Origin of the sequence: Sphaerimonospora thailandensis, from assembly GCF_016863115.1 — a bacterium.
GTDB lineage: Bacteria > Actinomycetota > Actinomycetes > Streptosporangiales > Streptosporangiaceae > Sphaerimonospora > Sphaerimonospora cavernae.
The window spans coordinates 129,674-156,646 of record NZ_BOOG01000003.1 but is presented as its reverse complement, the minus strand read 5'-3'; the positions used below and the strand labels follow the sequence as shown (position 1 = coordinate 156,646).

Genomic DNA, 26,973 nt, shown 5'->3' with positions numbered 1-26,973 from the left:
CCCGGGGGGGGGGGGGGGGGCGGCACCGGGCGACCGTACCGGCGAGAGCCGGATGTATCCGATCGGCGCACCCATCCGAGCACACTCCGTTCTCTCCGGTGGTGGTCGCGCCCTGGCCTGCCCCGCTCAGTCGCGACGTGCGGCGAATCCCTCGAAGAACAGCTTGGCGAGCAGGTCCGCGAACTCGGGCGTGGAATAGCCACGGCGAATGGGCCAGTGCATCGTCGCCCATAGGGAGTCGCGGACGGATCGGTAGAAGATCTCCGCGGGGATGTCGTCGCGGAGGCTTCCGTCCGCGATGCCGGCCCTGATCGCTGTCATCCAGTAGTCCCGGACTCCGCGGGAAGCGCTGTCGACCGGTTCGAGGAGGCCGTTGTCGCGCAGGTACTGCCGGTCGTTCTGGTAGATCGCCGTTGCGTGGGGATGCTGGTCGATGGTCACCAGTGTCTCCCGGATCAGGCCCTGCAGGGTCTCCCGGGGTGTCCGGGTGTGCTCGGCCACCCGGGCGAACCGACGGTGAACATCGTTCATGAGGTCGCCCAGGATTTCGGTGACGATGGCGTTCTTCGATTTGAAGTGGTGGTAGAGGCTGCCGGAGAACACTCCGGCGGCTTCGCCGATGTCGCGCACCGTGGTGGCCGCGATCCCCTTGGCGGCGAACAGTTCTGCCGAGATGGCGAGGATCTTCTCGCGCCGTTCTGGCGTCGGGCTCAAGGCGTCCTCCATGGCTGCTGCCACTTCATGTGGTTCGTCGACGATTGCTTGACCGAGCCCAGGTCCCTCGGACCAGACCGTCACCTCGGCCTTTCGGTATCAGGGGGGCCACTTGTCGGGGCTCTGTTCGAGGTGTTAGCGTACCGCACCAAGCGCTTGCTCAACTAGTGATTGGAGGGAAGTGAGCGTGCAGAGTCTCGAAGCGGAGCTCGGCCGGTTTATGAGTGAGGCTCCGTAGACCACCGTGCGGACGACGGTGCCGCGGCCGGTGGTGACCCAGGGCAACGAGCTCTGGTTCCGGTTACCGCAGCGGCCACGGACTCTGCCACGTGTGTCGAGCCGGTCTTCTGCGATGTTCCGGAAGCCGGAATCACGCTGCTGCGCTACCGGCCGCTTTCCGGGCTCAGGTAGACCCCATCGGGGAGGTGGCGTGCAGCGCGTTCGTTGTGCCGGCACGTTCATGACGGCATGATGGGTCTTTCCTCGTTCCCAGCCAGGCTATCGGAGTGTAAACTATACGACGTAGTGTAATCGATGGAAAGTCTGATGAATTTCTCTTCCAGTCAGGAAGATCTTCCGCGCACAGGCACTCGTCGTGGAGGATTGCCAGAGAAGCGCCGTGCCATCATCCAGGCGGCGCGCACGGTATTCGGGCGCGAAGGCTTCACCCGGACCAGCGTCGACGCCATCGCGGCCGAGGCGAACGTGTCCAAGCGCACTATCTACAACCACTTCACCCACAAGGAACACCTGTTCCAGACGGTGATCCTGGAAGGTGCCACGCAGGTCGCCCAGGCGCAGGCGGCTATCGCCGACCGCCACCTGCACAAAATCGTCGACATCGAACGGGACCTCATCGACTTCTCGCTCGAACGGGTGGCTTCACTGGAAAGGTTCGCCAGCCACTGGGCGCTCGTCCGGGTGATCGAGGCCGAGGCCACCCACATCCGCCCCGCGGTGCTGGAGGCGTGGATGGAGGCCGGGCCGAGGGAAACACTCCGCATCCTCACCTGGTGGATGGGCGACCTGACCTCGCGTGGTCTGCTGCGGATCGACGACACCGCAGTTGCCGCGAACCTGTTCAACCTGGTGACCTTCATCAGCGTCGCCCAGCCGACGTTCTATGGGGCGATACCGATCGACGGCCCGGACGAGCTCGTGCGCAACGGGGTCCGGGCGTTCCTCTGCCTCTACCTGCCGTACCGCTGACAGACGGCAGGCTTTCGCGAGGCCACCGCGCGGGCGAGGTCATCATCAGTACGGTGCTGCCCGCCGGTCACGTCACCGACAGCCGATCTGGGACGGGAGCCGGATAGGGGAGAGGGTCACGTTCGGTTCTGCGGGAGCCGGACGGCGAGACTCCCACCGGGCGCCCGACATGTTTCGCGATTCCCGGCTCGCGCGCAAGCGTCCACTGGTTTCGCTAAGGGGTTCTCGCCGGACAGTCGCCGACTTGACGAACCTGTCGAGCATGTTTTGCCCGCGGCCAGGATGCCCTGTCAGGATTCTTTTATGAATCAATCCACTGGCGGCCGAAAGCCGCTCTTCCAGGCCCGCGCGGAGATTCGGATTTCGGCTCGGCCGAAAGAGGTCTACGCCGTCATCAGCGACTTACGGCGGAGCGGTGAATGGAGTCCGGAGTGCCGGGGTGGCGAATGGATTTCCGGGGAACCGGGGACCGCGGGCGCGGTGTTCCGCGGTCACAACGAGCGCGGCTCCGACGTCGTCGCCTGGGCACCTGTCGTTCGCGGTCACTGGATCACTACCTGCGAAGTGGTCGAGGCCGAGCCGGACCGCACGTTCTGCTGGGCGATGTGCAGCCGTTCTGGAGAGCGCCAGGAGAGTGTGTGGGGCTTCGGTGTCGAGCAGGTCGGCGACGAGAGCGTTCTGGTCCACCACTTCCTTATGACCGAACCCACTGAGGGGATCCGGGAGATCACCGCTCAGATGGACGTCGCGGAGAAGACGAATTTCTTCTTCGAGTGGGGCGAGAAAGTTCAGCGCGATATGGAGGTCACCGTAGCGCGCATCAAGCGTGTTATCGAGGAGGACTGAGCGGCCCACGCCGAAGGGGACGAGAGATGTTACTCCAACGGATCGGAAACCGGGGCTTCGGGCTGGGCACTCTGTTCGAACGGGCCGCGGCGAAACACCCCGCCAACGTGCTGATTCTGGATCATGACCTGGACATCGCGCCGGAACTCGGACGCCGGACGACCGTCGCCGAGGTCGCCGACGTGGTGGACGAGTACGCGTCCCGGCTGCGGGCAGCCGGAGTCCGTCCTGGTCAGCGGGTGGTCGTCTACAAGTCGAATGGCTTCGACATCACGCTTCTCTCCTGTGCCGCCGCACGTGCCGGCGCGGTTCCTGTGCTGCTGTCCCCGAAACTGGACGGCGAGACCGCGATCGAGCTGATGCGGCGCACGGATCATCCGTACCTGGTCACCGACCAGGCCACGCTCGACAAGGAGCTGACGGAGTCGATCTTCTCCGTCAGCGAGCGGGTGCTGCTGACCTCCGGTAACCACCCGCACGCGGTGGGACTGCGATCGCTGTCCGAGATGCGGCGGGTCCCTTCCATCCCGCGCCCCCCGGACGAACCCATACTGATCACCCACACGTCCGGGACCACGGGTATCCCGAAGCTGGCAGTGCACACGGAACGCACGTTGCAGGCCCGCTACCGGCCGCAGGCGGCCGTGATCAGGCCGATCATCCGCGGCCGGGAGACCATCGCCATGCACCTCTCCTTCGTGCACTCGCGGATGTTCACCGCGCTGGCGATCTCTCTGTTTCGAGGATTCCCGATCATCGTCCTGATCGACTCGGACCCAGACCACGCGGCCGACCTGTTCGCGAGGCTGCGCCCCGGGATCCTGGAGGCCCATCCCAACACGTTCATGCAGTGGGAGCGGATCGCCGATGATCCACGCGGCCCCCTGGCCAACGTCAAGCTCTTCAGCAGCACGTTCGACGCCATCCACCCAAGGACCGTGCGCCGGATGCTGAGTGCCTCGCGCCGGCGTTCTCCCGTCTGGGGCCAGCTCTACGGGCAGAGCGAGGTCGGGCCGGTGGTGGCGCGATCGTTCTCCAGACGGCGTAGCCCCGGTGCCGACGGGCGGTGTATCGGCATGCCGTTCCCGGGCATGACCGACGTCCGCGTGGTGAGCCGGGACGGCCGCCCACCCTCCGAACGAAGTCCTGGGTACATCGAAGTGAACACCGACGGCAGGATCGTGACCTATTTCGGTGAGCAGGCCCGCTACGACGAGCAGGTCCACGACGGCTGGTGGCGGATGGGCGACCTCGGCTACCGCACCAAATGGGGCTGCGTGCACCTGCTCGACCGCGAGGTGGACCTGATCGAGGGTTTCGGCAGCACTCTGGCCGTGGAGGACCGGCTCTTCAGTCGGCTGGAGGATCTCACCGAGGTCGTCATCATCCCCGCCCCGGATGGCGAGCCGGTGCCAATCGTGTGCACCAGAGACGACAAACTCGTCGATCCGGCGGCGTGGCGGGCCGCCACCGCGGATCTTCCCCCCATGGCCGATCCCGTCCACATGCGGCTCGACGAGCTGCCGCAGACCGCCACCACCAAGATCAGGCGTCTTGAGCTGGCCCGCATGCTGGCCACCGGCGACCATGTGCGGCCGGCCGGACGATCCCCGGAGAGTGAGTGATGCCGAAGATCATCATTGTGGGTGGGGGCATCGGCGGTCTCGCCATGGCTCTCTCCGCCGCCGCGCGGGGCCACGGGGTCGTCGTCCTCGAACGCGCCGCCCGCTTCGCTGAGATCGGCGCGGGCATCCAACTCGCCGCAAACGGCATCGCGGCCCTGGACCGACTCGGCCTGGGCGAGGAGGTCCGCCGCATCGCGGTCCGCATGGCCGAGCTCCGCTTCATGGACGGGGTCACCGAGGAGCACGTGACGAGCCTCACCCTCACCGAGGAGTATCGACGGCGCTTCGGCAACCCCTATGTCGTCGTGCATCGCGCGGAGTTGCACGCCCTGCTCCTGGAGGCCTGTCAGCGATCGCCGGCGATCGACCTGCGCGCTGGCAGTACCGTCACCGGGTACGAGCAGGACGTCCGAAGCGCGACCGTCCTGCTGGAGGATGGTGCTCGAATGACGGGCGATGCCGTGATCGGCGCCGACGGCATCCATTCGGCGATCCGGCGGCAGCTCGTGGGCGATGGTGCACCGCGGGTGTCGGGTATCACGGTGTATCGAGCGATCATCCCGATGGAGCGGGTCCCCGAGCGGCTGCGGTGGAACACCTCTGTGACGTGGTGGGCGGGCCCCGGCTGCCACTTCGTGCACTATCCGATCGGCGGGGGCACGTATCTCAACCTCGCCGCGAGCAGCGACAACGGCGCGACCGAAGCGCTGGCGGGCGTACCGGTGACCCGGGAGGATGTGCGCCGTGAGTTCGCCGTTCTCGGTGACGCCCCGCACGAACTCCTCGAACTGGGCGACGGCTGGAAGACGTGGGTGCTCATCGATCGGGACCCGGTACGCGACTGGACCGACGGCAGGGTGACACTGCTCGGAGACGCGGCCCACCCGATGCTGCACTACGCCGCGCAGGGCGCGTGCCAGGCGCTGGAGGACGCTGTCGTCCTCGGCGACCTGCTCTTGTGCGGGGTGGACGAGTTTCCCCAGCGGTTCGAGAAGTACAACGCCGAACGGTGTGAGCGCACCGCTCGCATCACGCTTCTCGCCCGCGAGAGCACCAAGCTCTGGCACCCCGCCGGTGAGGAGGCCGTCGCTCGGAACGTGATGCTGTCCTCGCTCTCGACGACTCAGCTGCACGACTTCGTGGCCTGGATGCACGGTGCCCGGCACTTCAGGGAAGCAGAGGGTATTCCCTGACGGGTGTCGCAGTCCGAGACGGTTCCGGGCCCGGTGGCTCAGCCACCGGGCCCGGAACGTCATGCCTGGCCGCCCGCGGTCAGTCCCGGATGACGGTTTTGGTCCGCATCAGGAACTCGCCGAGGTAGCCGTCGTGCGGCACTCCCGGTCTGATCCAATACGTGGGGTGGTCACCGTGGTAGACATTGCTGATGGTCGGCTCGTCGAGCAGCCGGTCGACCAGCTCGTCGTCCCCGGTGATCGCCGTGAGCACCAGGGTGCCGCGCAGCGGCGCGATCCCGTTGGCGCGCGACCAGGGAGCCACCCACACGCAGGGGAAGGGAACCTCGATGCCGGCCTGCTCGGCGTCGGGGCGATCGAGCTGGTAAACGGCAGGGCGCAGGACCGCGCTGCCGTCGCCGAGCTCCTCCACCAGGCCCTCGTCGCCCAGCCAGGCCCGGAGCCCCGCCGCCCGGCCGAGCACGAACGCCTCGATGGCGCGCGCCGACTCCGCCGGCTGGACCGGCAGTACCGCCTTCTCGTCCTCGGGTGGCAGGCTGGGCAGGTCGGCCAGCCGCTCGGCGATGGCCTCCGCGACGGGCGCGGGGTCGCCCTCCACGAAGACCGCCGTGGCGTTGATGCAGGCAACGCCGCCCTGGTCGCCGATCGAGCCGACGATCGTGTCGAGATGGTCGCGCCAGTCGCGGTCGCGGGTGATCAAGATCTTGGATCGTCCGGGTCCTTGGGGCAGCACGTTGGTTCCGGCGTACTTGCGAACGACCTCGTCGCCTCCGTAGACCATCCCCAGATCGCTCCGGCGCAGCAGCTCGTCGGCGGCGTCGTGATCGGTCGGCAGCAGCGCGACATGGTCTTCGCCGAAGCCCGCTGCGCGCAGCGCGGTGATCAGTCTGTGCGGTGTGAAAGGCTCGCGGCGGGAGGGGCGGACCGCCACTCGGTAGCCGAGCGCCAGGGCCTCCAGCCAGAGGCCGTGCGGGCCCGGATGGTTGCCGGCCGCGTGCACCGCGAAGACGTCGCCGCGCCGGGTCCACACGGCTCGGCCCTCGCGAGTGAGCGGATCCCGCCAGTCGCCGACGGCCCCGGCGGGCCGCGCCTCGAAGGCCGTCGAGCCGGCCTGCTTCGCCGAATCGGCGACGGCGGCCGCGGCCTCCCGGACCACGCCGATCGGTACGCCGGAGACCCGGCTGACGACGCGCTCGTACTCGTTGAATGTGAGCCCGCCGATCACGCCCTCGGTGAAGAGGCGGGCGGCGCGGGTCAGTGCGGCGATCCGCTCAGCGAGCGGCAGGGTGTGCGCCCGGTGCATGGCCGCCATCGAGCGGGTCACGTACAGCCTGGGGACCAGGCTCAGTTCGGCTACTGGCGTCCCGGAGACGTCGGAGACAGCCATCCGGTTCCGTGCTCGGAACGTCCCGTGGGCGCCCAGCGCCTCCAGGGAGATCAGGCCGCGCCCCATCAGTAGACCCCCTCGATGACCTTCTCGCTCTTGAACTCCGCCACCGGCGCGATGTCCGCCACGGAGTCCCCGACCTGACCGGCCGGCGGCTCGACGCGCGTGGCCAGGTCCCGCTCCAGGTTGTTGGGCAGGAACATGGCCTTACTGACGTGGTGCATCACCACCTGGCCGCGTTCGCCGTACGGCACGGGCTTGCCGGTCTCTGGGTCGACGACGCTCAAGCTCATGTACGGCGAGAACGGGTCGTAGACGCATGGGTCGTCGTCGGTGAGGCCGACCCGCTCGCTGGCGTTACCCAGGATCATGGTGCTGCCGTAGCCGCTGTACAGCACGGCATTCGGGAAGATCTCGCTGCGGTAGAGGAAACGGGTGTCGGCGTCCATCTGCGTGCCCACCCAGTTGATGGCCCGAACCTTCTTGTTCACCAGCCGGGCGAGGTCGTCGCGGGCGGCGATCCGTTCCAGTACCGGCGGGGTGCACATCAGCACACCGATGTCCTGGGACTCCAGAAGATAGGCAACCTGCTCGATGATGTGGTCGGCGTACATCCCCGCCTCGGCCGCCTTGCCGTCTGCGATGAGCCTCTTCACCCACCGCGGATCGAGATCGACGGTGAACGGGAGACCGCCGCGCGACACGGCCTGCGCCTTGATGACGTCCCCGACCATGTGCGGACCCGTGGGCACCACCACCAGCCAGTTGACGTCCCGCGGAAAGCCGTGGGCGTCCAGTTGGGCGCTGCTCCAGTGCAGCAGCCGATCCAGCCAGTCCCGCAGCAGCACTACCCGTTTGGGCTCGCCGGTGGTGCCGCCGCTCTCGTATACGCCGACGACATCTGGGCACGGGCCGTAGCCGCGGGGAATCACGTCCTCTATTCGGACCTGCCGCAGCTCGTCGGCGAAGTTGGGGAACAGCGTGAGGTCGTCGAAGGTTCGAACGTCGGTACGCGGGTCGAAGCCGAGGCTTCCGGCGCGCTCCAGCCAGAAGGCGGAGCCGGTCTCGGGTGAGAAGTGCCAGTGCATGGTGGCACGCAGGAACTCCTCGGGGTCGATAGCGGCCCCGAAGGGCACCTCCAGCGGGGATTCGGCAAATGACACGGTTGTCCTTCCGGTGATTTTCTGCGTCGAGCCGGCTCAGTGGCGCGGTCGGTCTGTTCCAGACGGGTTGTCGATCACGTACCGCCAGCGGCCGTCCGGCCCGCGGCGGGCGACATCGGTCGCCGAGCCCGCCAGGTGCACCGGTTCTCCGTCGGGTCCGATGCCCTCGATGAGGTAGTCGCAGATCAGCAGTGCGAGATCCTGGCAGACGTAGGAGTGCCGTACGGTCAGCTTGATCGGCACGCCGAGCCGGAGGAACTCCGCGTTGGCCCGGCGGCGGGCGTCACCGGTGACGGTCGTACCCGGCTCGGTGATGAACACCGCCTCGGGTTCGAAGAGGCTGTCCACGGCGGCCAGGTCACCGGAGTTGAAGGCACCGGCGAACACGAGCGGGAGCCGCTTCGGGTCGGCGGGGGGCAGGGGGGCCTCGGTCACGGCGCGGACCTCACCCCAGTTGGGGGCCCGCGACCTCGCGGTTTCCTGGCTCCGGCCGCGGGGGAGGGCTGTCGAGGTTGAAGCCGAAGTACTTCCGATAGGCCGCGAGCACCGCTTCGTCGTCGGACAGTTCCTCGGTGGTGCGCTCTTCGCCGTTCACGAAGGTCAGCGTGTTGCCCTTCAGCGTGATGCGACCGGTCTCGGTGCGCAGTGTGCAGAACACCTCCCGGAGGAACGGGGACTGCGGCGAGGTCCGCCACCACCACAGGGTGGGCTCGAAGTCCTCCAGACGACAGGGACGGGTGTCCAGCCGGTACAGCGGCCTGCTGTCGAGGTACACGTCGATGCCGCCGTCCTCGGCGTCCCGCAACTGGTATTCCCCGTCGGGATCACGCTGTGCATCGCGGGAGTCCCAGCGCAGCGGAAGCCGGCTGTTCCGGCCGAATCCTACGTCGACCAACCAGGTCTCCGCGAGTTCGACGCGCAGCGCCAAGTGGCACAGGGCGGGTCCCAGGACGCCGCCGGGCCGGTACACCCGACCTGGGAGGATCTCCACCTCGTATCCCAGCGCACGCAGCAGGAACGCGAACGCGGGGTTCACCTCGTAGCAGCCGCCGCCCCGGTGCCGGTGCACGATCTTGCCGAGGACCCGCTCGTCCATGAAGATCGGCTGGTCCAGGTGGTAGTCGAGGTTCTCGAACGGCACCGAGAGAACGTGCTGTTCCTGGAGGTGCCGCAGGGACGTGAGGTCCGGCCGATCGGGGCGGGTCGCGCCTATTCGTTCCAGGTATGCCGCTACCGGGACGTCACTGGTTACGTGATCCATGTATGTCTGCTCCTGTCGTCTTTTCTGATGTCGGCCGGTCACCAGCGCAGCAACCCCAGCCCAAGAGACATGCCTCCGCCGAAGCCCGCCAGGAGGACCAGGTCACCCGAGCCGAGCGCGCCGGATTGCGCGAGGTGGTGGAGCGTGATGGGCACCGAGGCCGCCCCGGTGTTCCCGAGATCCTCGTAAGTGGTCCCCATGCGCCGGTCCGGGATGCCCACCCTCCGGGCGAGGTCGGCGAGCATCCGGCCGTTGGCCTGATGCGGCACGAAGTGCGCGATGTCCGCCACCGACAGACCCTGGTCGGAGAGGAAGGCCCGGATGGCCGCGGGCACGTGCTCGGCGACGAAATCACGTACCGCCCGGCCGTTCATCGTGAAGTAGTGCAGGCCGAGCTCCACGGTGTCCGCGGAGGCCGGGAGCCGGCTGCCGCCCGCCCGTACCTTGATCAGGTCGCGCTCGGAGCCGAACGTGATGAGCCGGCTCGCGACCAGGCGCCGCCGGCCACGGGCCGGTCCCAAGACCACCGCGCCGGCGCCGTCCCCGAACAGCACCACCGTGCGTCGGTCGGCGGGGTTCAGGATGCGCGAGTACATGTCCGCGCCGATGACGAGCACATACATCGAGTCCGAACCGGCCAGCATGCGTTCGGCCACGCTCAGTGCGAAGACGAAGCCGCTGCACACGGCGTTGATGTCGAAGGCGGCCGCGCCCGTTCCGGCGCCCAACTCGTCGGCGACCACGCAAGCCGTCGGCGGCTGCGGCGAGTCCGGTGTGGACGTCGCCACGATGATCAGCGAAAGATCGACGGCCGAGAGCCCGGCGGCTGCGAGCGCGGCGCGTCCGGCCATGGCGGCCAGGTCAGAGGTGGCTTGGTCCGGTTTGGCCCAGCGCCGCTCGCGAATCCCGGTCCTCTCCCGGATCCATTCCGCGGTGACCCCGGCCGCCTCGCAGATCTCATCGTTGACGACCACACGGTCCGGCCAGTACCCCCCGGTGGCCAGGATGCTCAACGCTCACCCCCCGCTGCGGCGCTCGCGGAACCCGCCAGAACGTCCGTCAGAAGCGTGCCGAGGATTCGCTCGCCGCCCTGGGTGAGCACGGACTCGGCGTGGAACTGCAGCGAGACGAAACGCGGGCCGCGCAGCGCGTGTACCTCGCCGGTGCCCGGATCCCGGCTGAGCTCCACCACGCCCACGCCCGAGCACTCGATCTTGTCCTCCGGATTGCGGGCGGCGAAGGTGTTGTAGAAGCCGACCCGCTCCCGGACCCCGAAGAGGTCGATCTCCCGCTGCAGCCCCTGCGCCGGCGCGTCCCGGCGGATCAGCTCCAACCCGAGCTCCGCGCATAGCACCTGGTGGCTCAGGCACACGGCCGCGAAGGAGTGCTGACCGGTGAGCAGCCGTCGCACCGTCGCGCGCAGATGAGCGATCTTGGGATCACCGATCCGGCGTGGATCGCCGGGCCCGGGCCCCATGATCACCAGATCGTACCCGTCGAGGGCGTACGACTCGTCGAATCGGCGAACGGCCACCGTCGGCCCCAGGGCACGGAGCTGGTGCGCGATCATCTCGGTGAACGTGTCCTCGGCGTCGATGATCAGCACGCTCCGGCCCGTTAACGCGGGCCACAGCTGGGCTCGCTCTTCCTGGGGAGTCAGCCAGAAGCCGGCCAGGGTCTCGTTGCGCCGATCCAGCGCGGCACGGACCAGGGGGTGGTCCCCGAAACGGCCGGAGCCGTCGCCGCGCAGTGCCGACAGCAGCCCCGACGCCTTCGCCCGCGTCTCGTCGACCTCAGAGGCGGGCCGGGAGTGACGTACGAGCGTGGCGCCGAGTCCGATCCGCAGTCGGCCGGCGGCATCGATGTCCGCAGTACGGATGACGATGGCGGAGTCCATGGTCCGCCGGCCCGCCCCGTCCCGTCCGATGAGCGCCACTACACCGCTGTAGTAGCCGCGGCCCTCCGGCTCGTACCGGTCGATGACGCGGCAGGCGCTCTCCAGCGGACTGCCGGTGACGGTCGGCGCGAACATCGTCTCCCGCAGGATGTCGCGCGGGTCATGGGCGCTCCGGCCTTCGATGACGTACTCGGTATGCGCCAGCCGGGCCATCTCCTTGAGGTACGGGCCCCGCACCCGGCCTCCGGTATCGCACACCCGGGCCATCATCTTCAACTCCTCGTCGAGGACCATGTAGAGCTCCTCGGCTTCCTTGCGGTCGGCGAGGAAGTCCATGACGCCGGAGAGCGACGGTCCGGAGGGGGGGTAGCCGTAGGTGCCGCTGATGGGGTTCATCACGGCGACGCCATCCCGCAGGCTGATGTGACGCTCCGGGGTGGCCCCGACGAGGGTCCGGGTGCCGGTGTGCACGATGAAGGTCCAGTAGGTGCCCGACTCCCGTTCGAGCAACTTCCGGAACAACGCCAGGCTCTGGGCGAGCGCTGGGCCGGACAGCGTGGCGGTGAAGGCACGCTTGATGACGAAGTTCGCCCCTTCGCCGGTGCCGATCTCGTTCGCGACGACCTGGCGGACTGTCTCGGCGTACGCGTCGTCGCCGGGCTCGAAGCGTTCTCCTGACAGGTTGATCGGCACGTCGGGGATCCGCCGGACAACCTCGGCGACCGGCAGCTCGCACTGGCCCGTGACGGTCATCGCGATCAGCGGCGTCCCGTCGTCGGGGCAGCGCAGGCCCCGCTCGGCGAGCTGCCGGTACGGCACAAGCACCAGGACGTCGTGCACGGCGGCGCCGGGGGCGGTGTCCGGCTCCGGCAGGGGAATCTCCGCCAGTGTGCCCGGCAGGGAGATCTCGCCGACGAGGATGTCGACGATCCCGCGTCTCGCGGACCGGTGGATCAGGGCGAACGGGGGAGGATCCGGAGCCAGCAGCGCGTCCAGCGGGTCGGTCCTCAAGCCAGCACCTCCTTGGAGAGCAGGACGGCGGCGCAGCGGGCCGCGGCGTATCTCAGGGCGAATTGGTGATGTTCGGCCGAGAAGTCGGCGACCGCATCGCCGACCAGGAAGGTCTCGATGTCGTGGCTGAACGCGTCGACCGCGGTCATCAGCACGCCGACGTGCGCGTAGACACCGCAGAGGATCAGCTGGTCACGGCCGACGGCACGCATCCGGTCCAGCAGGTCGGTACGGAAGAAAGCGCTGTAACGCCACTTGGTGAGCATCCAGTCGCCGGGCTCGGGAGCCAACTCCGCAATGATCTGCTGCTCCACCGGGAGTCGGCGCATTCCCGGGCCCCAGAAATCCTTGAGCAGCCCCCGTTCCTCGTCGGTCATGTCACCCGGCTGGGCCGTGTAGGCCACCGGCACGCCCAGGGCCGCGCAACGTTCTCGCACCTGGACGACGCCGCGTACCAGATCGTCGCGCAGCATCGCGGGCAACGGTCGCAGGAAGTAGCGCTGCATGTCGTGGATGAGCAGCACAGCGCGGGCGGGATCGACCGCCCACGCGACGGTGTTGCCGGGCAGGTTGCCCGCGCCCGGCAGCGGATACGGTGTGATCGTGGGAATACCCGCCATATGCTTCCTCCGTTTGGCGTGTACGAAGAGCGATGCCCTGTCACTGACCGAGGGTGGCGCCTCCGTCGACGGTGAGGGTGTGCAGGGTGATATGGGACGCGTCGTCGGAAAGGAGAAAGGTGACGGCGTCGGCGATGTTCTCGGGCTGGGCGATCCGGCCCAGAGGGATACCCACGCGGAAGGCCTCCGGCCGCCCCTCCAGCGTTCCCGCTCGATCCGCCTCGTCACGCCACATCCCGCGAAGCATGGGCGTGTCGGTCGAACCGGGCGCCACCACATTGCAGCGGATCCCATGCCGGGCGACCTCCAGCCCCAGCGTCTTGGTGATCATGACTGCGGCCGCCTTGGAAGCGCCGTACGCGCCCATGCCAGCGCGCGGGGTGTACGCGGCGTTGGACGCGACGGTCACGATCGCGCCCCGGCGGCGGGACATCATACGGCTCGCGACGGTCCGTGACACGAAGAAGACGCCATGCGCGTTCACCGCGAAGGTGTCCGCCCAATCCCGGTCGTCGAGGTCGCGCAGCTCGCCGAGCCGCAGCACCCCCGCGCCGTTGACCAGGAACTCCACCGGTCCCAGCCGCCGTTCGACGGTGTCGACCACGGCGTCGACGGCTGACCGATCGGAGATGTCGGCGGGGAAGGCCTCGACCCGCAGACCGCCCGCGGCAAGCTTGTCCGCGATCTCCCGCAGCGGCTCGGCCGCCCTGTCGACGGCGGCCACCACGGTGCCGCGGCGGGCAAGCTCCCGGACCACGGCGGCGCCGATGCCGCCCGCCGCCCCGGTGACCACTGCGACCTTGTCCTCCATCAGGTCCTCCTATCCCATGCATGTCTCTGGCCGCGATGCCGCCCCGTCCGGGTCACCCCTGCCAGGCCGAGACGATGGAGACGGCTTGGGCCGGGTTGAGCCGCGGGTCGCAGAGGGTGGTGTACTTGTCTCCGACGGATCCGAGGCCCGAGGCATCGATGACGCATTCGGTGACGTCGTCGGGGGTGGTCTCCAGGTGTAGGCCCCCGGCGATCCCGCCGGCCATGTGGACGGCACGGCGGAATCCGCTGATCTCACAGACGACGCTCCGTACCAGTCTGGTCTTGAGGCCGTCGCCCGTGGTCACGGTGTTGCCGTGCATCGGGTCGCACAACCAGATGACGGGGTGTCCCGAGTTTCGCACCGCCCGCACCAGCGGCGGGAGCCGGTCAGCGACGGCGTCGGCCCCCATCCGGGCGATGAAGGTGAGCCGGCCGGGTTCCCGCAGGGGGTCGAGGGCCTCGCACAGCGCCAGTAGGTCGGCGGGTTCCGCGGTGGGGCCGACCTTGCACGCCACCGGGTTGCCGATCCGCGCGAGTAGCGCCACGTGAGCGCCCTCCACCTGCCGCGTCCGTTCGCCTACCCACGGCCAATGGGTGGAGGTCAGAACCGGACGGCCGTGCTCGTCCGGCCGCACCATGGGCAGCTCGTAGTCCAGCAGCAGCGCCTCGTGGCTGGTCCACAGGGGCGGGCAGATCTGGGTGTCCCTTTCAGCGCCCAGCCAGTTCAGGTGGCGCATGGCGGTCCGTGCCGCATCGTACCCCGACAGCAGCCGCTCGGGGTCCGGCCGGCGCACGGCCGGGTCGGGTTCGGGGCCGTTGACCATGTGACCGCGGTACACGGGTAGTTCTACGCCGTTCACGCACTCAATGGGGCGTGAACGGGGTTTGGCGAACTGCCCGGCGATCCGGCCGACCCGCAGCACCGGCATGCAGGCGGCCATCTTCATCACGCCCGCGAGCACGTCGAGCAGGCCGGCTTTACGTGCCAGGTAGCCGGCTGTGCACTCGGCCGGGTCCTCTGAGCAGTCCCCGGCCTGCACCACCTGGGCCTCACCCCTGGCGACCCGGGCCAGCAAGGTCTTCAGCCGCCGGACATCGTGCGGACGGACCAGGGGTGGCCTGACCGCCAGTTCCTCCCTGACCCTTCGCAACCGACCATCGTCGGCCCAGTCCGGTTGCTGCCGAGCCGGCGGCGAGAGTATGCCGGGCAGAGCATCGCTCACGAAGCGTCCTCCAGATGAGAGTGCGGGATTGTTCATCGATCCGATGTCAGGCAGGCGCCAGCGCGGGGAGCACCCCGGCGATCTCGGTAAGTCGGCGAGCCTGGTACCCGACCGCGGCCACATTGTCCTCGTGGACGTTGCCCGGGCGATTTCGCGAGACGTTGGCGCTGCCGTAGGGATTGCCGTTGCCGGGCCTGAACAAGACGGGGTCGGTCGAACCGTTCGGAACGATTAGCGACCCCCAGTGGCAGAAGGCGTTGTGCAGGGCGAGGATCGCGGTCTCCTGCCCTCCGTGCGGAGCTGACCCGGAGGTGAAGGCCGAAACGGCTTTGTTGCGTAGCTTTCCGGGAATCGAGAGCCCGGCGGTGGTGTCAATGAACCGCGCGACGGCCGCTGCGGGAAGCCCGAAGCGAACCGGAGTGCCGATGAGAATGCCGTCGGCCCACTCCAAATCCTCCAGTGCCACCTCCTCGATGTGCCCGGTGGTGAGTCGATGCGCGGCGGCGGCATCCTCGGTGCCGGGGACGTGAACCTCCTCGCCGGGTACAGGAATCCGGCGGAGACGCACCGAGGCCCCCACCTTCTCCGCTGCCGCGGCGGCCGCCCCGGCCAACCGGTGCACATTTCCCGTGGTCGAGTAGTAGATGACGGCGACATTTGTCACAGCGCGCTCCAGTAGGGCGGATTTCTAGTGCAAGTCGATTCTGTTGGCGCCCCGGAGCCGGGCCAATAGATCCGGCAACACTTTGTCAATTCAGCGGTGATCTGTCAGATCGCCGTAGATCCGCACTGTCATTCGGTACCGTCGGCGGGCCTGGTTATGGTCGTTACCGAAACAATGCCTTTCCGTAACCGGTCGACCGCCCTCTGCTATGTCATTCCTACCGCGCAAGGCGTGTGTTCGCACCATGACACGTGCCCTTTGTGTCTGACGGGCATACGAAGAACCGGCAGAAAGGCAGCGAATCCGAAAGATGCGGCACTGCCGGAAACGCGATGCGGGTTGCCGGGGAGGGTGACCCGCACAGTTTTCATCGCAGGTCATCCCTGAAGGGGCGGGGCTAGTCAAGTAGGGTTTGGCCTGTCCTGTATCCGTTTTTTGGTGGTTCCGGTTCGATGTTCGAGCATGCCGACGAGGGGCCTGGGTCAAGGTGGAGCGCCCGGAGGCGGAGCCGAGGACGTACGACCTTGACGCGGGTCCCGAAAGTCGGCGCAGACTTGGTCATCGCCGGGACCGGGTGTGTGGTTGTCGGGTTGTGGTCCCCCCATCAGCAGCTCGGCGGGTGGCAGGCCTGTCGGCCGGGGTCATCCCTTCGCGGTAGGTCCCGCCCGTGTGGGGCGGGTGGCATGGGGCGTTTCACAGGCGACCGGCGGGGTCAATCAGAGGCGTCGCTCACGCCGCACCCGGGTGGCGGGGAGCAGACCTGCGAGCGACCTCGCGCCGATCGCCGGCCGGGGCGTCTCATGCGGCACTGCCCGCGGCAGGACGGGCGGGTGCTGGGTGCGTGGTCCGGTGCTGGTCCAATCGGCGGATGTGGCCGTCGCGGAGCCCGTAGAACACCGGCTCGAAGAGTTCTCGGTTCGCGATGTTCTTCGCCTCGGGACCGCGCCGGCCTATGAGCACTACGAAACGACACTCACGGTGCGACACGAGGGTCAGGTCTCCGCGAGGGGACGAGTAAGGGCCGCGATGGCGTGCGCGGCCGAGGCCAGGGTGATGTGCCGGTGCCAGCCGGGATACGAACGGCCGGTGAAGTCCTTGACACCGACCGGCTCCGATATGGACGTGAAGTCTCGCTCCACTTGGTCGAGCAACCGGCTCAGCCTGAGCAGGGTCGCCGACCGGGCGTTCGTCATGTCGGTGACCCACAACTCCTCAGGCCACTTGCCCGCGATGTCGCCCACTCCCAGGAGCCTGAACTCTTCGTCGCCCTGTCCCCTGAGACGGTCCGGATAGCCTGCCATCCGGACCGGAACCATCGCCGCCAGACGTGGCCCGGCCTTTCCCTCACAGCCGTACTCGGGAGACGCCACCGGACGGCGCAGGTGGCTTGCGGACGATATGACGTGAAACGCCTTGCGCAGGCAGTCCCGTACCCTGGCCTTTTTCGGACCAGACGGCATAAGCGGTTCCGTGCCGTTGATCCGGATCAGCAGGGGCAGCCCGGCGGCACGCAGTTTCTCGACGAGACCCGGCACGTCGGCACCACGGCCGTCGATCACCACGGGCCGGATCGGCAGGCCGCATCGGGAGGGAAGCTCCGCGCAGGCGCGCACCACACAGGCTTCCAGCGACTCCGCCGTCACCTCTTCGGGGATTGAGGCCCTGCGCCGCCGCGAGTCATCGTTCGTCCAGTCCTCAGTCAGATAGAGGTGCCAGTTGACGGGGTAGGTGACGGTGTCCGACGCGGCGTACACGCCGATCGCGCGCTGCGCGCTCAGCATCTGACCGAGCGAAGGAACGAAACAACGTCCCACGCCGACGGAGTGCTCGCCCGCCTTGGGGATGATAATCGACCGCACCACCCAGGCCCGTGGCAGGGAGAAACGGGCGAAGTGGCGGGCCAGGGACTGCCGGACCAGCCGCCAGTCCCACGGAGAACTGTTGATGAAGTGGTGCAGGCTCTGTTCTGTGCCCTGCCCGCCCACGATCGTCGCGATGTTCCGTATCGTCTTGCGTCCCCGTGCGCTCAGCAGCCCGCGGATGTACTGCACTCCTTTCTGCCGTTGATCGATTCGCGGGAGTGAGGCGAACAGGACTGGACGGAGTTCGGTGAGCAACATCTCCTGGGCCGCTTCACGGGCGAGCACCTTGTCTCCCGTGGCGGCCGGATTGAAATCCAGAGCGAGGTCGGTCATGAACCCTCCTGTGTATAGCGGCCGGAATGGTCGTGCACCAGGAGCCGGTTGGCCTGCGCCCGCGATCTACCGGGAACCTCGGGAGATCGCGGGCGTCCCTGTACTCAGGGCGTGAATTCCTCGATGTGATCGGCGACCCATTCCGCGAAGGAGCGGGCGGGGTGGCCAGTGATCTTCTTGACGTCGTCGGACAGGTCCGTCGGCACGCCGTTCGACGCGGCCCAGTAGCCGAACACCGCCGCCCGCACCCATTCGGGCACGTAGGGGGCTAACTCGGTGTGAGCCTGCTCGGGGGTGAGCTCGTCGAACCGCAGCGGCCTGCCGGTGACCTCTGCGATGACTTCCAGTTGCCGGCGCTGAGTGATCGACTCGGGGCCGCTCACGAAGTAGCTGCGGCCTTCGTGACCCGGTTCGGTGAGCACCTTGGCCGCCACCTCGGCGATGTCCTTCTCGTGGACGGCATCGCTGTGCGAATCGGGGTAGGGGAAGCGCAGCCTCCCCGTTTCGCGGATGCTCTCGCCCCAGCCCCACATGAGGATGTTCGTGGCGAAGTTGTGCGGTCGCAGGAAGGTGTACGGAATCGCTGAGTCGACGACCGCCTTCTCGACGACCCTGTGCATCTCGACTATCGGTTCCTGTGCGGGAAAGTTGTCGACCACCGTCTGGGACGACAGCACCACGATGTGCTTCACCCCCGCCACCTGGGCGGCGGACAGGAAATCGAAGACGCCCTGGGGCACCGCGTACAGGAAGACCTTGTCCACGCCCTCAAGCGCGGCGGAGAGCGTCGCGGGTTCGGTGAGGTCGGCTGGCACCACCTCGACATCGCCTGAAACCGACAGCTTGCCGGGAGTGCGCGCACCGGCTCGGACAGGTGCTCCGATGGACCGCAGTTCGTCGAGCACAGCCCGGCCGACTTGGCCGGTCGCGCCGGTGACCAGGATATTTTCCGAAGAAGGCATGGGTGTCTCCTCGATCGTCGTTGGTGAAGATGTGCTTCCGGAGATCTGAGGTCAGGTGGCGGTGGCCTGTGCCCGGCGCGGGCGCGACCAGCGCCGCGTGATCGGCCGCTCCACCAGGGCGTACATCGCCCATGAGAGGAGCACGGTGACAGCGAGCGAGGCTGCCAGCAGACCGACTGTGGCGGGGACGGAGAAGCTCGTGCTTCCGAGCAGCTTCCGGCAGTAGGCGAGCACGATGAAGTGCAGCAGGTAGAAGGCGAACGAGATGTCGCCGAGCCAGACCATCACCGGGTTGCGGAAGATCGTGAACCGATCCTTCGTGTCCGCGACGGCCCCAGCAGCGATCATGAAGACGATCGGGATGATGCACACCGCGCGCTGCCCGTACAGGTAGGGGACGTATGCGGTCAGGATGTACGTGACGACCAGTAGCAGGCCCGACCAGACCATCCCGATGTTTCGCCACCGCCCGTTCATGACCGCCAGCGCGACGAGGACGCCGAGCACGAAGTCCAGCATCCGGACAGGCGGGAGGACGTAGGTGAACCAGTACTGGACAACGGAGCTCTTCTCGCCGCCGGGGATGCCGGGCGCCTGAGGGAGCAGCGCGTATGCCAGGAGCGGCGTGGCGAAGATTCCAGCGATCACGCCACCGATCCAGTACTTGAGCCGGCCCGGGCGGATCCGCCGGCAGAAGTGGAGGACCAGGGGGAATGCCGCGTAGAAGAACGCCTCAGCCCCCAGAGACCAGCTGGGCGGATCGACACTGAAGTTCAGGTTGAACTCAGGCACCCAGACCTGGAGCATCAGCAGGTTGGTGAGTGCCATCCAGTCGGGGGTGTAAGCGGCGGCGAAGAGCACCATCGCCAGCACCCAGGCGATCACGTAGTTCGGATAGATCTTGACGAAGCGGCGGCGGATGAACGCCTTCGGCGAGTCGTCGGCACGGGCCGACCAGGTCAGCACGAACCCACTGAGGACAAAGAAGAACGAAACGCCGAGGCCGCCGGCCTGGCCGGCCAGTTTGTAGAAGCCGGTGACCGCGTCCTGCTCTTCGAGCAAGCGGAGGGCGGGAATGGGGAGTGCCGCGTGGTAGAGGAACACCAGCAGCGCAGCGGGGAAGCGCAGGCCTGTGAGGGTGGGAAGCCTGCTCAGACGGGCAGCGCCTTTGTGGGTGTCGGTCTTCGCCTTGGTGTCCGCTAAACGGGACATTTGGGCGATAAGAGGTTCATGCGTCATCACAGTGTCCATTCAGTATGAAGTGGAGACGTTGTGTGGGGCCGCAGCGAATGGGTAGGGACTAGCCGAAACGAGGGCGAGAGGGCGATATGTCTGACGACTGATCAAGAAGGGGCCTTCAAATACACTACACGGTGTATGGCCAAATAAACACTGATTAGTGTAACGTTGGCGGCATGCGTGCGGCGTTCATCGAGCAGTTGGGTCCACCGGAAACCATCCGCTACGGCGAAGTGCCGACACCTCGGCCGGGGCCGACCGACGTCCTGGTCGACGTCGTAGCCGTGTCGGTCAACCCGGTCGACACTTTCGTGCGCTCCGGCCTGTTCCAGGTGCCGATGGAGTTCCCCTTCGTCATTGGACGTGACCTGGTCGGCACGGTGGTGGAAGCAGGGCCGGGAGCGCCGGGATTCGCGCCCGGAGACATGGTGTGGTGCAACAGCCTCGGACACGGGGGGCGCCAGGGCGCCGCCGCGGAACAGGCCGTGGTGCCCGCCGACCGGCTCTATCACCTGCCCGCGGGGGTGGACGCGGCCGAGGCCGTCGCGATGGTGCACCCGGCGGCCACCGCGTACCTTGCCCTGTTCACCCACGGACGGCTCCGGATGGGCGAAACCGTGCTCGTTGGCGGCGCCGCCGGGAACGTCGGCAGCGCGTCGGTCGTCCTGGCCGCCCAAGCCGGTGCCTGTGTCATCGCCACCGCCGCCGCGCACGATGGCGCATATTGCGGAGAGTTGGGCGCCGACGTGGTGATCGATTACCGGGATGCCGGGCTCGCCGAGCAGGTCCGTGCCGCCTGCCCGGGGGGCGTGGACCTCTGGGTGGACACATCGGGAGTCAACGACCTCGCCGCCGCCGTCGACCTGCTCGCCCCGAGGGGCCGGATCGTCCTGCTCGCCGGGGCGCGATCCAAGCCCGTTCTGCCCGTCGGCCGGCTTTACATGAAGGATTGCTCGGTGGTCGGCTTTGTGATCTCTCGCGCCACCGCCGCCGAGCTGGCCGAGGCGGCCACCACCCTCAATCACCTGCTCCGGGCTGGGGGGCTTCGCCCCCGGGCACTTGAGCAGCTTCCCCTGAGTGCCGCCGCCGAAGCGCACCTGCGTCTGGAACGAGGTGAGTTGCACGGCCGCCGCGTCGTCCTTCGCACCGACTTGTAGCCCGCTATCAACGGAAGGTCTGCCATGTCCTCGACCCCTGCTAACACGGCCGTCCCAATACGGCGGCCGCGGAGATCAGGGCTCACCTTGGCTCTGCTTGCGTTCGCCCAACTGATCGTCTCCGTCGACTACAACATCGTGTACGTGGCGTTGCCGGAGATCGGTGACGGTCTGGGCTTCTCGGGCCAGACCCTCCAGTGGGTCGTCAGCGCCTATGCGGTGGCCTTCGGCGGAGTGCTGCTCTTCGGTGGGAGGGCAGCCGACCTGTTCGGGCGCCGCAGGATGTTCGTTCTCGGCCTCCTGCTGTACGCACTGTCGTCCCTCGTGGGTGGGCTGGCCACGACTCCCGGCCTGCTGGTCGCGGCCCGCGCGGTCCAGGGGCTGGGCGGCGCGTTCCTCTTTCCCGCCACCCTGTCCCTGGTCAACACCACGTTCGCCGAGGGGCGACAGCGCAACCACGCGCTGTCGATCTGGGCCGCGGCGGGCGCCAGCGGCATGATCCTCGGCTCGCTGCTCGGCGGCGCCCTGACCCACGCCTTCGGTTGGGAAGCAGTGTTCTTCGTCAATGTGCCGCTAGCCGGCGGTGCCGTGGCCCTCGCCTTCGTGCTGATCGCCCCAGACGGAGAGCGTGGCACGGCCCGCTCCTTCGACCTCCCGGGAGCGGTGACCGCCACCCTCGGTGCGACCCTGCTGGTCTTCACCCTGGTCCAGGGCCCGGAGCTCGGCTGGACGTCACCGCTCGTCCTGATCAGCGGCCTGGCGGGGCTGCTGCTGATCGCTCTGTTCCTGGTCATCGAGTCGCGTAGTCAGGACCCGCTCATGCCGCTGCGGCTGTTACGCAACCGCAACATGAGCACCGGTGTCGTCACCACGTTCCTGTTCATGGCGACATTCGGCACGCTGCTGTACTTCTTGACCGTCTATTTCCAGAACGTGCAAGGCTACAGCGCCATGGCCACCGGGATCGCCTTTCTCGCCCCCATGACCGCCGGTTTCGTCGGCTCGATGCTGGGCGGGAGGCTGGCCACCCGCTTCGGCACCCGGCGCACGATGGTGGTCGCCTACGTGGTGGGGGCGATCAGCACCGCGGCGGTGGGAGCGGTAATGTCGACGGACGGGACGTACGGCGAGATCCTTCCCGGCTTCATTGTGTTGAGCGTATGCCAGGGCGTCATCTTCAGCACAATGTTCGCCGCCGCCGCGACCGGCGTCGTGGCCGAGGAGCAGGGCATCGCGTCCGGTGTCGTCTCGACAGGCCAGCAGTTCGGCAGCGCGCTGGGCCTGGCCGTGCTGGTCGCGGTCGCCAACTCGGGTACGAGCGGCCTCACCGGCGAGGCGCTGCGCTCGGCTACCGCTGACGGCCTGCGCACCGCGGTGCTCGTCGCCAGCGCCGGGATCCTCGCCCTCATCTTGGTGGCCCTGAACTTCCGGATCCCGAAAATTACCGCTGCACAGGACACCCCAGAAGGTAAACTACACGGTGTCGGGCAATCGTTATAAGTCAACCCCTTCTTCAGACAGGAGAGACCCCATGCCTGTTCAGCTTGTCGGTAACACCCGTGTCCACTACACGGTGCACGGGGAAGGCCCCGGGCTGGTGCTTGTCCACGGCACAGGCTTCGGCTCCGACGGCACATTCGGCCACCTCGTCGACCAGTTCACCGGCCGGACGGTGATCCTGCCCGACTACTCCGGCTGCGGCGAGACCGAGGACGACGGAGGCCGGCTCACCATCGAGACGCTGGCCGAACAGGTGGCAGGTGTCATCGAGGGATCCGGGAAGGCGCCGGTCGACCTGCTCGGCTTCTCCCTGGGATCGGTGGTGTCCGCCGCGGTGGCGGCCACCCGTCCCGACCTGGTCCGGCGCCTGATCCTCACCGCCGGCTGGGCCCGCCCCGACGACGAGTACCTCAAGAACCTGATGACCGTTTGGCGAAGCATGGCCGGTGACCCCGAGGCGTTCGGCCGCTTCGGCACCCTCACCGCGTTCAGCCGGGGCTTCCTCAACATGATCGGCAGTGAGGAGGTCGAGAACATCGTGCGGGGCAACCAACCGACCGATGGTGCCCTGCGGCACATCGACCTCAACCTCCGCGCCGACATCCGCGACCTGCTTCCGGAGATCCAGGCTCAGACTCTGGTGATCGGCTGCGCGCTGGACCACACGGTGCCGGTGGAGCACTCCCGCGAAATCCACGCGGCCCTCCAGGGCAGCACCTACGCCGAGCTCGACAGCGGTCACGTGGTCGTCTACGAGAAGCCCGCCGAGTTCGTGGCGCTGGTCCAGGAGTTCATCGACAAGCCCTAACACTCTCAACTGAAGTCACCGGCGGCTCCGGCCGGCAGGGCGTCGCGGCCACGGCACCCCCTATCGATGTATCGATGCCTTCCCCTGGGTCCGTCGCCGTGGCTCTGCCGGGCGGGGTCGTACGCGTCGTGCCGAACGGCGTAGCAGGTCGCCTCAGTGGAGGGGCAGTGTGGGGTGGGGAGGCCATGGTCCGTCGCCGACCATGCTCGTGGTGATGGCCCATCGCTCGTGGTCGCGCCAGGCGCCGTTGATGAACAGCAACTCCGGTGAGCAGCCCTCGTAGCGGAAGCCGAGGCGCCGGACCAGCGTGATGGAGGCGTGGTTGCCCGGCTGGATCTGTGCTTCCAGCCGGTGCAGCCGCAACCGCTGGAACGCGTACCGCAGCACCAGGGAGAGGCCTTCGGACAGGTAACCCCGGCCCGCGAAAGGGGCGAAGGCGGCATAGCCGACAGAAGCGGACTGCAACCGCCCGCGGATGATGGAATTGATGTTGACGACGCCCGCCATCGCCCCGGTCTCGCGGACGCAGATCAGCAGGCCCTGGCCGGTCACGTGATCGAACCGGTCCACGTAGGACCGGAACTCCTCCGGCGTGGCGGGCAGCGACATCCACGGATGGTGCAGGTCCACGCTGGCCCGGACCAGGCCGAGGAACTCGTCCCGGTCCCGATACGTGATCGGGCGCAGGACCACCCGGGATCGCTCCGTCCGCTCATCGGCGAAGAACGCCTCGAGTTCCGCCGCGGTTTCGGGGCTTCCCCCGGCCCTGTCGCCCTGGATCACGGACAGAACATTAGCGCCGTTCGGTACGTTCGCCGGGAACGTTCCGATCTCCGTGACGAGCCCCGGCACCTGACAGGTGTCTCAGCGGGTGTCACCCGCGCCGCGGCCCCCGCGCCGGGAAACGCCGCCGCGGCGGGTCGTGCGGGCAATATCGACAAGGCCGCACTTGGGGGCTACTTTACCTTACGCTTTCCTTATTCAGGGGGCGGCATTCGAGCTTCCCCGGGAGCAGCGGGCGGAGCGAGAAATATGAACGAGCAACCGATGGGTCCCGCGGACGGCCCGAACAGCGGCCAGCCGCCCACGTGGGGTCCGCAGCCCGGTCAGCCTGCTGCGAATCCCCAGCCTGCCGCGAATCCGCAGCCCGGCTGGGGCCCGCAGCCCGGTTATCCCCCTCCGCCCCAGCCCGGCTGGGGTCCGCAGCCCGGCCAGCCGACCTGGGCTCCCCAGCCGGGCCAGCCCAACTGGGGAGCACAGGCGGGCCAGCCCGGTCAGCCCGGCTGGGGACCACCCCCGGCACCTCGGAAGAGCGGCATGCCGAAGGGCTGTCTGATCGCGCTGGTGGTGGTCGGGATCATCGCGGTCCTGGGCATCGGTGCGGTCGTCGTGGGAGGCCTGTTCGTGGCCAACAAGGTCAACGAGGCCGCGGAGCAGGGCTCGCCCGGAGCGGACAAGCTGCCGCAGCAGATCGACGGGCTCACGCTCATGAGCGGAGGTGTGACCGGGTTCGCGTGCAGCCTCGGAGGAAGCGCGTTCGACGGCATCACGGAATCCGGAAAGATCGGCTCGTACTGCTACACGACGGACGACAGCGGCGCGTTCGCCATGGCCATCGCGGGCAGGGGAGAGGTCTTCGAGATGACCGGCTCGGCGCTGCTGAGCGGCACCGGTGATGGAGCGGAGCCGAAGAACGTCGGCGGTGCCCAGTGTGTCAGAGACACCAACGCGTCGGCGGTCTGTGTCGTGACCAAGGGCGGTGTCACGGCGCTCGTCATGTCCTCGGGCGGCGTCACCGAGGACACCGCGGCCAAGATCGCGGTAACCGTGGCCGAGAACGTCGGCTGAGCGGCCCAGAAGGCGGGCGTCGGACGCTGGGGACTCACCATGATGGAGAAGATCGTCGGACCGGACGTGGTCGCGGTCGACACTCGCGCTGAGCTGACCGGTGTGGTGCTTTTCCCCGGGGAGCGGGCCGAGATCGCCAACGCCGTCGCCAAGCGCCGAGAGGAGTACACAACGGCCCGGGCGTGTGCGCGCCAGGCCATGGAGAAGCTCGGGCTACCCCCCTCGCCGATCACGCGCGGCCCGCGTGGCGAGCCGATCTGGCCGGAGGGCGTGATCGGCAGCATCACCCACTGCTCGGGCTACCGGGCCGCCGTCCTGGGGCGGGCGGGCGAGGTCACGACCCTCGGAATCGACGCCGAGCCGAACGGTCCGCTGCCGGAGGGGGTGCTGGAGACCATCTCGCTCCCCGCCGAGCGGGCATGGATCCGGCGGCTCTCCGCGACCCGCCCCGGCGTCGCCTGGGACCGGCTGCTGTTCAGCGCCAAGGAGTCGGTCTACAAGGCGTGGTATCCCCTGGCCAGGCGCTGGCTCGACTTCAGCGAGGCGATGATCGGCCTGGACCCGAGTGATGGGCGTTTCCGGGCCCGGCTGCTCGTGCCGGGGCCGGAGGTGGAGGGCGAACGGCTTACCGAATTCTCCGGCCGATGGCTCGCCGAGGACGGGTTGGTCCTCACGGCCATTGTGGTGCCTTCCCGGGAATCGAACGTGGACCGCTGATCCGCCGCCGACCGCGGTCACTTGCCGAAGCCGGCGGTCAGGCCGCTGAGCAGCCGGCGGCGGCCCACCGTGTAAAGGATCAGGATCGGCAGCATGGTCAGCACGACGGCGGCGAGCACGGCGGGCACGTTCACGCCGTACGGTCCCCCCTGGAAGGCCGCCAGCGCCAGCGGCAGCGTGCGCTTGTCGGGGCTCTGGGTGAGGATCAGCGGCAGCAGGAACCCGTTCCAGACCGTCAGCGCGTTGTAGATCGACACCGTCACGACGGCCGGCCGGGTGAGCGGGAAGGCCAGCCGCCAGAGCGTCGTCCACTCGGTCGCGCCGTCCAGCCGCATCGACTCGAACAGCTCCTTGGGCACGTCGCGGATGAAGTTGCCCAGCACCAGCACCGACAGCGGGATCGCGAAGGCGATCGACGGCAGGATCAGCGCCGTCAGCGAGTCGTAGAGGTGCAGCTTGATGATCATCAGGTAGACCGGGATGACGGTCGCCTGCAGCGGGATCGCCAGGCCCATGAGGAACAGCGAGTTCACCCCGCGGAGGAAGCGGCCGGCGCCGCCGCTCCGGACGATCGCGTACGCCGCCATGAACGAGAACGTCACCGCGGGGACCACCGTGCCGACGGCGACGATGAGGCTGTTCAGGAAGTACAGCGGGAAGTCCAGCTCGATGACGAGCCGGTAGTTCTCCAGGGTCGGATCGGACGGGGGCACCAGCGGGTTGGTCAGGAAGTAGGTGCCCTGCGTCTTGAGACTGGTGATCACGATCCAGTAGATCGGTACGATCACCACGGCCAGCCACAGCCAGCTCACGAGCCCGCCCACCCAGTTGGGGCGCTGGGGAGTCGTCCCCGGTCGGTGCCCGCGCGGCTTGGCCGCGGCGGTGTCCCCGGCCCCCGTCGACGTGTGGGTCGCGGTCACG

25 protein-coding genes are annotated in these 26,973 nt (G+C 68.0%); 9 read left to right on the top strand and 16 right to left on the bottom strand.

From position 1 onward, the window contains the following. Positions 1-126: 126 nt before the first annotated feature. Positions 127-714 (bottom strand): TetR/AcrR family transcriptional regulator, encoded by a 588-nt coding sequence (locus tag Mth01_RS01245; RefSeq protein WP_204009882.1) that lies wholly within the window; start codon positions 712-714, stop codon positions 127-129. Between the two features lie 534 nt (positions 715-1,248). Here Mth01_RS01245 and Mth01_RS01240 point away from each other — a divergent pair. The 4 genes from Mth01_RS01240 (at position 1,249) to Mth01_RS01225 (ending at position 5,587) form a co-directional block, all read left to right on the top strand. Continuing rightward, positions 1,249-1,923 carry a TetR/AcrR family transcriptional regulator gene (locus Mth01_RS01240; RefSeq protein WP_204009880.1) on the top strand — a complete coding sequence of 225 codons (675 nt, stop codon included), beginning with the start codon at positions 1,249-1,251 and terminating at the stop codon, positions 1,921-1,923. A gap of 282 nt (positions 1,924-2,205) precedes the next feature. Beyond that, a complete protein-coding gene (locus tag Mth01_RS01235; protein ID WP_308440762.1) occupies positions 2,206-2,769 on the top strand; it encodes an SRPBCC family protein in 564 nt (187 codons plus the stop codon). 26 nt (positions 2,770-2,795) lie between these two features. Further along, positions 2,796-4,394, top strand: coding sequence for a class I adenylate-forming enzyme family protein (locus Mth01_RS01230; RefSeq protein ID WP_204009878.1), 1,599 nt, complete (start codon positions 2,796-2,798; stop codon positions 4,392-4,394). Next, positions 4,394-5,587, top strand: a complete 1,194-nt coding sequence (locus Mth01_RS01225) for an FAD-dependent monooxygenase (RefSeq protein ID WP_239088988.1) — start codon at positions 4,394-4,396, stop codon at positions 5,585-5,587. Before Mth01_RS01230 ends, Mth01_RS01225 begins: the two co-directional genes overlap by 1 nt. Positions 5,588-5,666: 79 nt before the next feature. Here the strand turns inward: Mth01_RS01225 and Mth01_RS01220 are convergent, their stop codons facing one another. The 13 genes from Mth01_RS01220 to Mth01_RS01160 all read right to left on the bottom strand — a co-directional run bounded on the left by Mth01_RS01220 (position 5,667) and on the right by Mth01_RS01160 (position 19,995). Beyond that, on the bottom strand, positions 5,667-7,040 hold the full coding sequence (locus Mth01_RS01220; RefSeq protein WP_204009876.1) for an aldehyde dehydrogenase family protein: 1,374 nt from the start codon (positions 7,038-7,040) through the stop codon (positions 5,667-5,669). Then, positions 7,040-8,137, bottom strand: coding sequence for an AMP-binding protein (locus Mth01_RS01215; protein WP_239088978.1), 1,098 nt, complete (start codon positions 8,135-8,137; stop codon positions 7,040-7,042). Before Mth01_RS01215 ends, Mth01_RS01220 begins: the two co-directional genes overlap by 1 nt. 36 nt (positions 8,138-8,173) lie before the next feature. Further along, a complete protein-coding gene (locus tag Mth01_RS01210; RefSeq protein WP_239088975.1) occupies positions 8,174-8,572 on the bottom strand; it encodes a YybH family protein in 399 nt (132 codons plus the stop codon). 10 nt (positions 8,573-8,582) lie between these two features. Then, positions 8,583-9,398, bottom strand: a complete 816-nt coding sequence (locus tag Mth01_RS01205; RefSeq protein ID WP_204009874.1) for an arylamine N-acetyltransferase family protein — start codon at positions 9,396-9,398, stop codon at positions 8,583-8,585. A gap of 38 nt (positions 9,399-9,436) precedes the next feature. Next, entirely contained in the window at positions 9,437-10,411 is a 975-nt protein-coding gene (locus tag Mth01_RS01200; protein ID WP_204009871.1) for a 3-oxoacyl-ACP synthase III family protein, read from the bottom strand. After that, positions 10,408-12,306: an anthranilate synthase family protein gene (locus Mth01_RS01195; RefSeq protein ID WP_204009868.1), complete on the bottom strand. Its 1,899-nt coding sequence runs from the start codon at positions 12,304-12,306 to the stop codon at positions 10,408-10,410. Before Mth01_RS01195 ends, Mth01_RS01200 begins: the two co-directional genes overlap by 4 nt. After that, on the bottom strand, positions 12,303-12,926 hold the full coding sequence (locus Mth01_RS01190) for an isochorismatase family protein (protein ID WP_204009865.1): 624 nt from the start codon (positions 12,924-12,926) through the stop codon (positions 12,303-12,305). Before Mth01_RS01190 ends, Mth01_RS01195 begins: the two co-directional genes overlap by 4 nt. Before the next feature lie 40 nt (positions 12,927-12,966). After that, positions 12,967-13,737 carry a 2,3-dihydro-2,3-dihydroxybenzoate dehydrogenase gene (locus Mth01_RS01185; protein ID WP_204009863.1) on the bottom strand — a complete coding sequence of 257 codons (771 nt, stop codon included), beginning with the start codon at positions 13,735-13,737 and terminating at the stop codon, positions 12,967-12,969. A 52-nt stretch (positions 13,738-13,789) separates the two neighbouring features. Beyond that, positions 13,790-14,962, bottom strand: coding sequence for a 3-deoxy-7-phosphoheptulonate synthase (locus Mth01_RS01180; protein WP_239088968.1), 1,173 nt, complete (start codon positions 14,960-14,962; stop codon positions 13,790-13,792). A 46-nt stretch (positions 14,963-15,008) separates the two neighbouring features. Next, complete coding sequence (locus tag Mth01_RS01175) at positions 15,009-15,626, bottom strand: flavodoxin family protein (RefSeq protein ID WP_239088966.1); 618 nt, start codon at positions 15,624-15,626, stop codon at positions 15,009-15,011. Positions 15,627-16,618: 992 nt separating this feature from the next. Further along, positions 16,619-17,821: an IS701 family transposase gene (locus Mth01_RS01170; protein WP_204009859.1), complete on the bottom strand. Its 1,203-nt coding sequence runs from the start codon at positions 17,819-17,821 to the stop codon at positions 16,619-16,621. A 104-nt stretch (positions 17,822-17,925) separates the two neighbouring features. Continuing rightward, complete coding sequence (locus Mth01_RS01165; protein ID WP_204009857.1) at positions 17,926-18,783, bottom strand: NAD(P)H-binding protein; 858 nt, start codon at positions 18,781-18,783, stop codon at positions 17,926-17,928. 51 nt (positions 18,784-18,834) lie between these two features. Then, positions 18,835-19,995: an acyltransferase family protein gene (locus tag Mth01_RS01160; RefSeq protein ID WP_204009856.1), complete on the bottom strand. Its 1,161-nt coding sequence runs from the start codon at positions 19,993-19,995 to the stop codon at positions 18,835-18,837. 203 nt (positions 19,996-20,198) lie between these two features. Between Mth01_RS01160 and Mth01_RS01155 the strand changes: the two genes are divergently transcribed. The 3 genes from Mth01_RS01155 to Mth01_RS01145 all read left to right on the top strand — a co-directional run bounded on the left by Mth01_RS01155 (position 20,199) and on the right by Mth01_RS01145 (position 23,487). After that, complete coding sequence (locus tag Mth01_RS01155) at positions 20,199-21,179, top strand: NADPH:quinone reductase (protein ID WP_204009855.1); 981 nt, start codon at positions 20,199-20,201, stop codon at positions 21,177-21,179. A gap of 87 nt (positions 21,180-21,266) precedes the next feature. Next, entirely contained in the window at positions 21,267-22,679 is a 1,413-nt protein-coding gene (locus Mth01_RS01150) for an MFS transporter (protein WP_239088956.1), read from the top strand. A gap of 31 nt (positions 22,680-22,710) precedes the next feature. Beyond that, a complete protein-coding gene (locus Mth01_RS01145) occupies positions 22,711-23,487 on the top strand; it encodes an alpha/beta fold hydrolase (protein WP_204009853.1) in 777 nt (258 codons plus the stop codon). Positions 23,488-23,640: 153 nt separating this feature from the next. Here the strand turns inward: Mth01_RS01145 and Mth01_RS01140 are convergent, their stop codons facing one another. Next, positions 23,641-24,270: a GNAT family N-acetyltransferase gene (locus Mth01_RS01140; protein WP_239088954.1), complete on the bottom strand. Its 630-nt coding sequence runs from the start codon at positions 24,268-24,270 to the stop codon at positions 23,641-23,643. Positions 24,271-24,519: 249 nt separating this feature from the next. Here Mth01_RS01140 and Mth01_RS01135 point away from each other — a divergent pair, with 249 nt between their 5' ends. Both Mth01_RS01135 and Mth01_RS01130 read left to right on the top strand, forming a co-directional pair. Then, positions 24,520-25,335, top strand: coding sequence for a hypothetical protein (locus tag Mth01_RS01135; RefSeq protein WP_204009851.1), 816 nt, complete (start codon positions 24,520-24,522; stop codon positions 25,333-25,335). 39 nt (positions 25,336-25,374) lie between these two features. Beyond that, entirely contained in the window at positions 25,375-26,052 is a 678-nt protein-coding gene (locus Mth01_RS01130; RefSeq protein ID WP_204009847.1) for a 4'-phosphopantetheinyl transferase family protein, read from the top strand. 17 nt (positions 26,053-26,069) lie between these two features. Here Mth01_RS01130 and Mth01_RS01125 read toward each other — a convergent pair whose 3' ends face one another. Further along, entirely contained in the window at positions 26,070-26,972 is a 903-nt protein-coding gene (locus Mth01_RS01125; RefSeq protein WP_204009844.1) for a carbohydrate ABC transporter permease, read from the bottom strand. Position 26,973 lies beyond the last annotated feature (1 nt).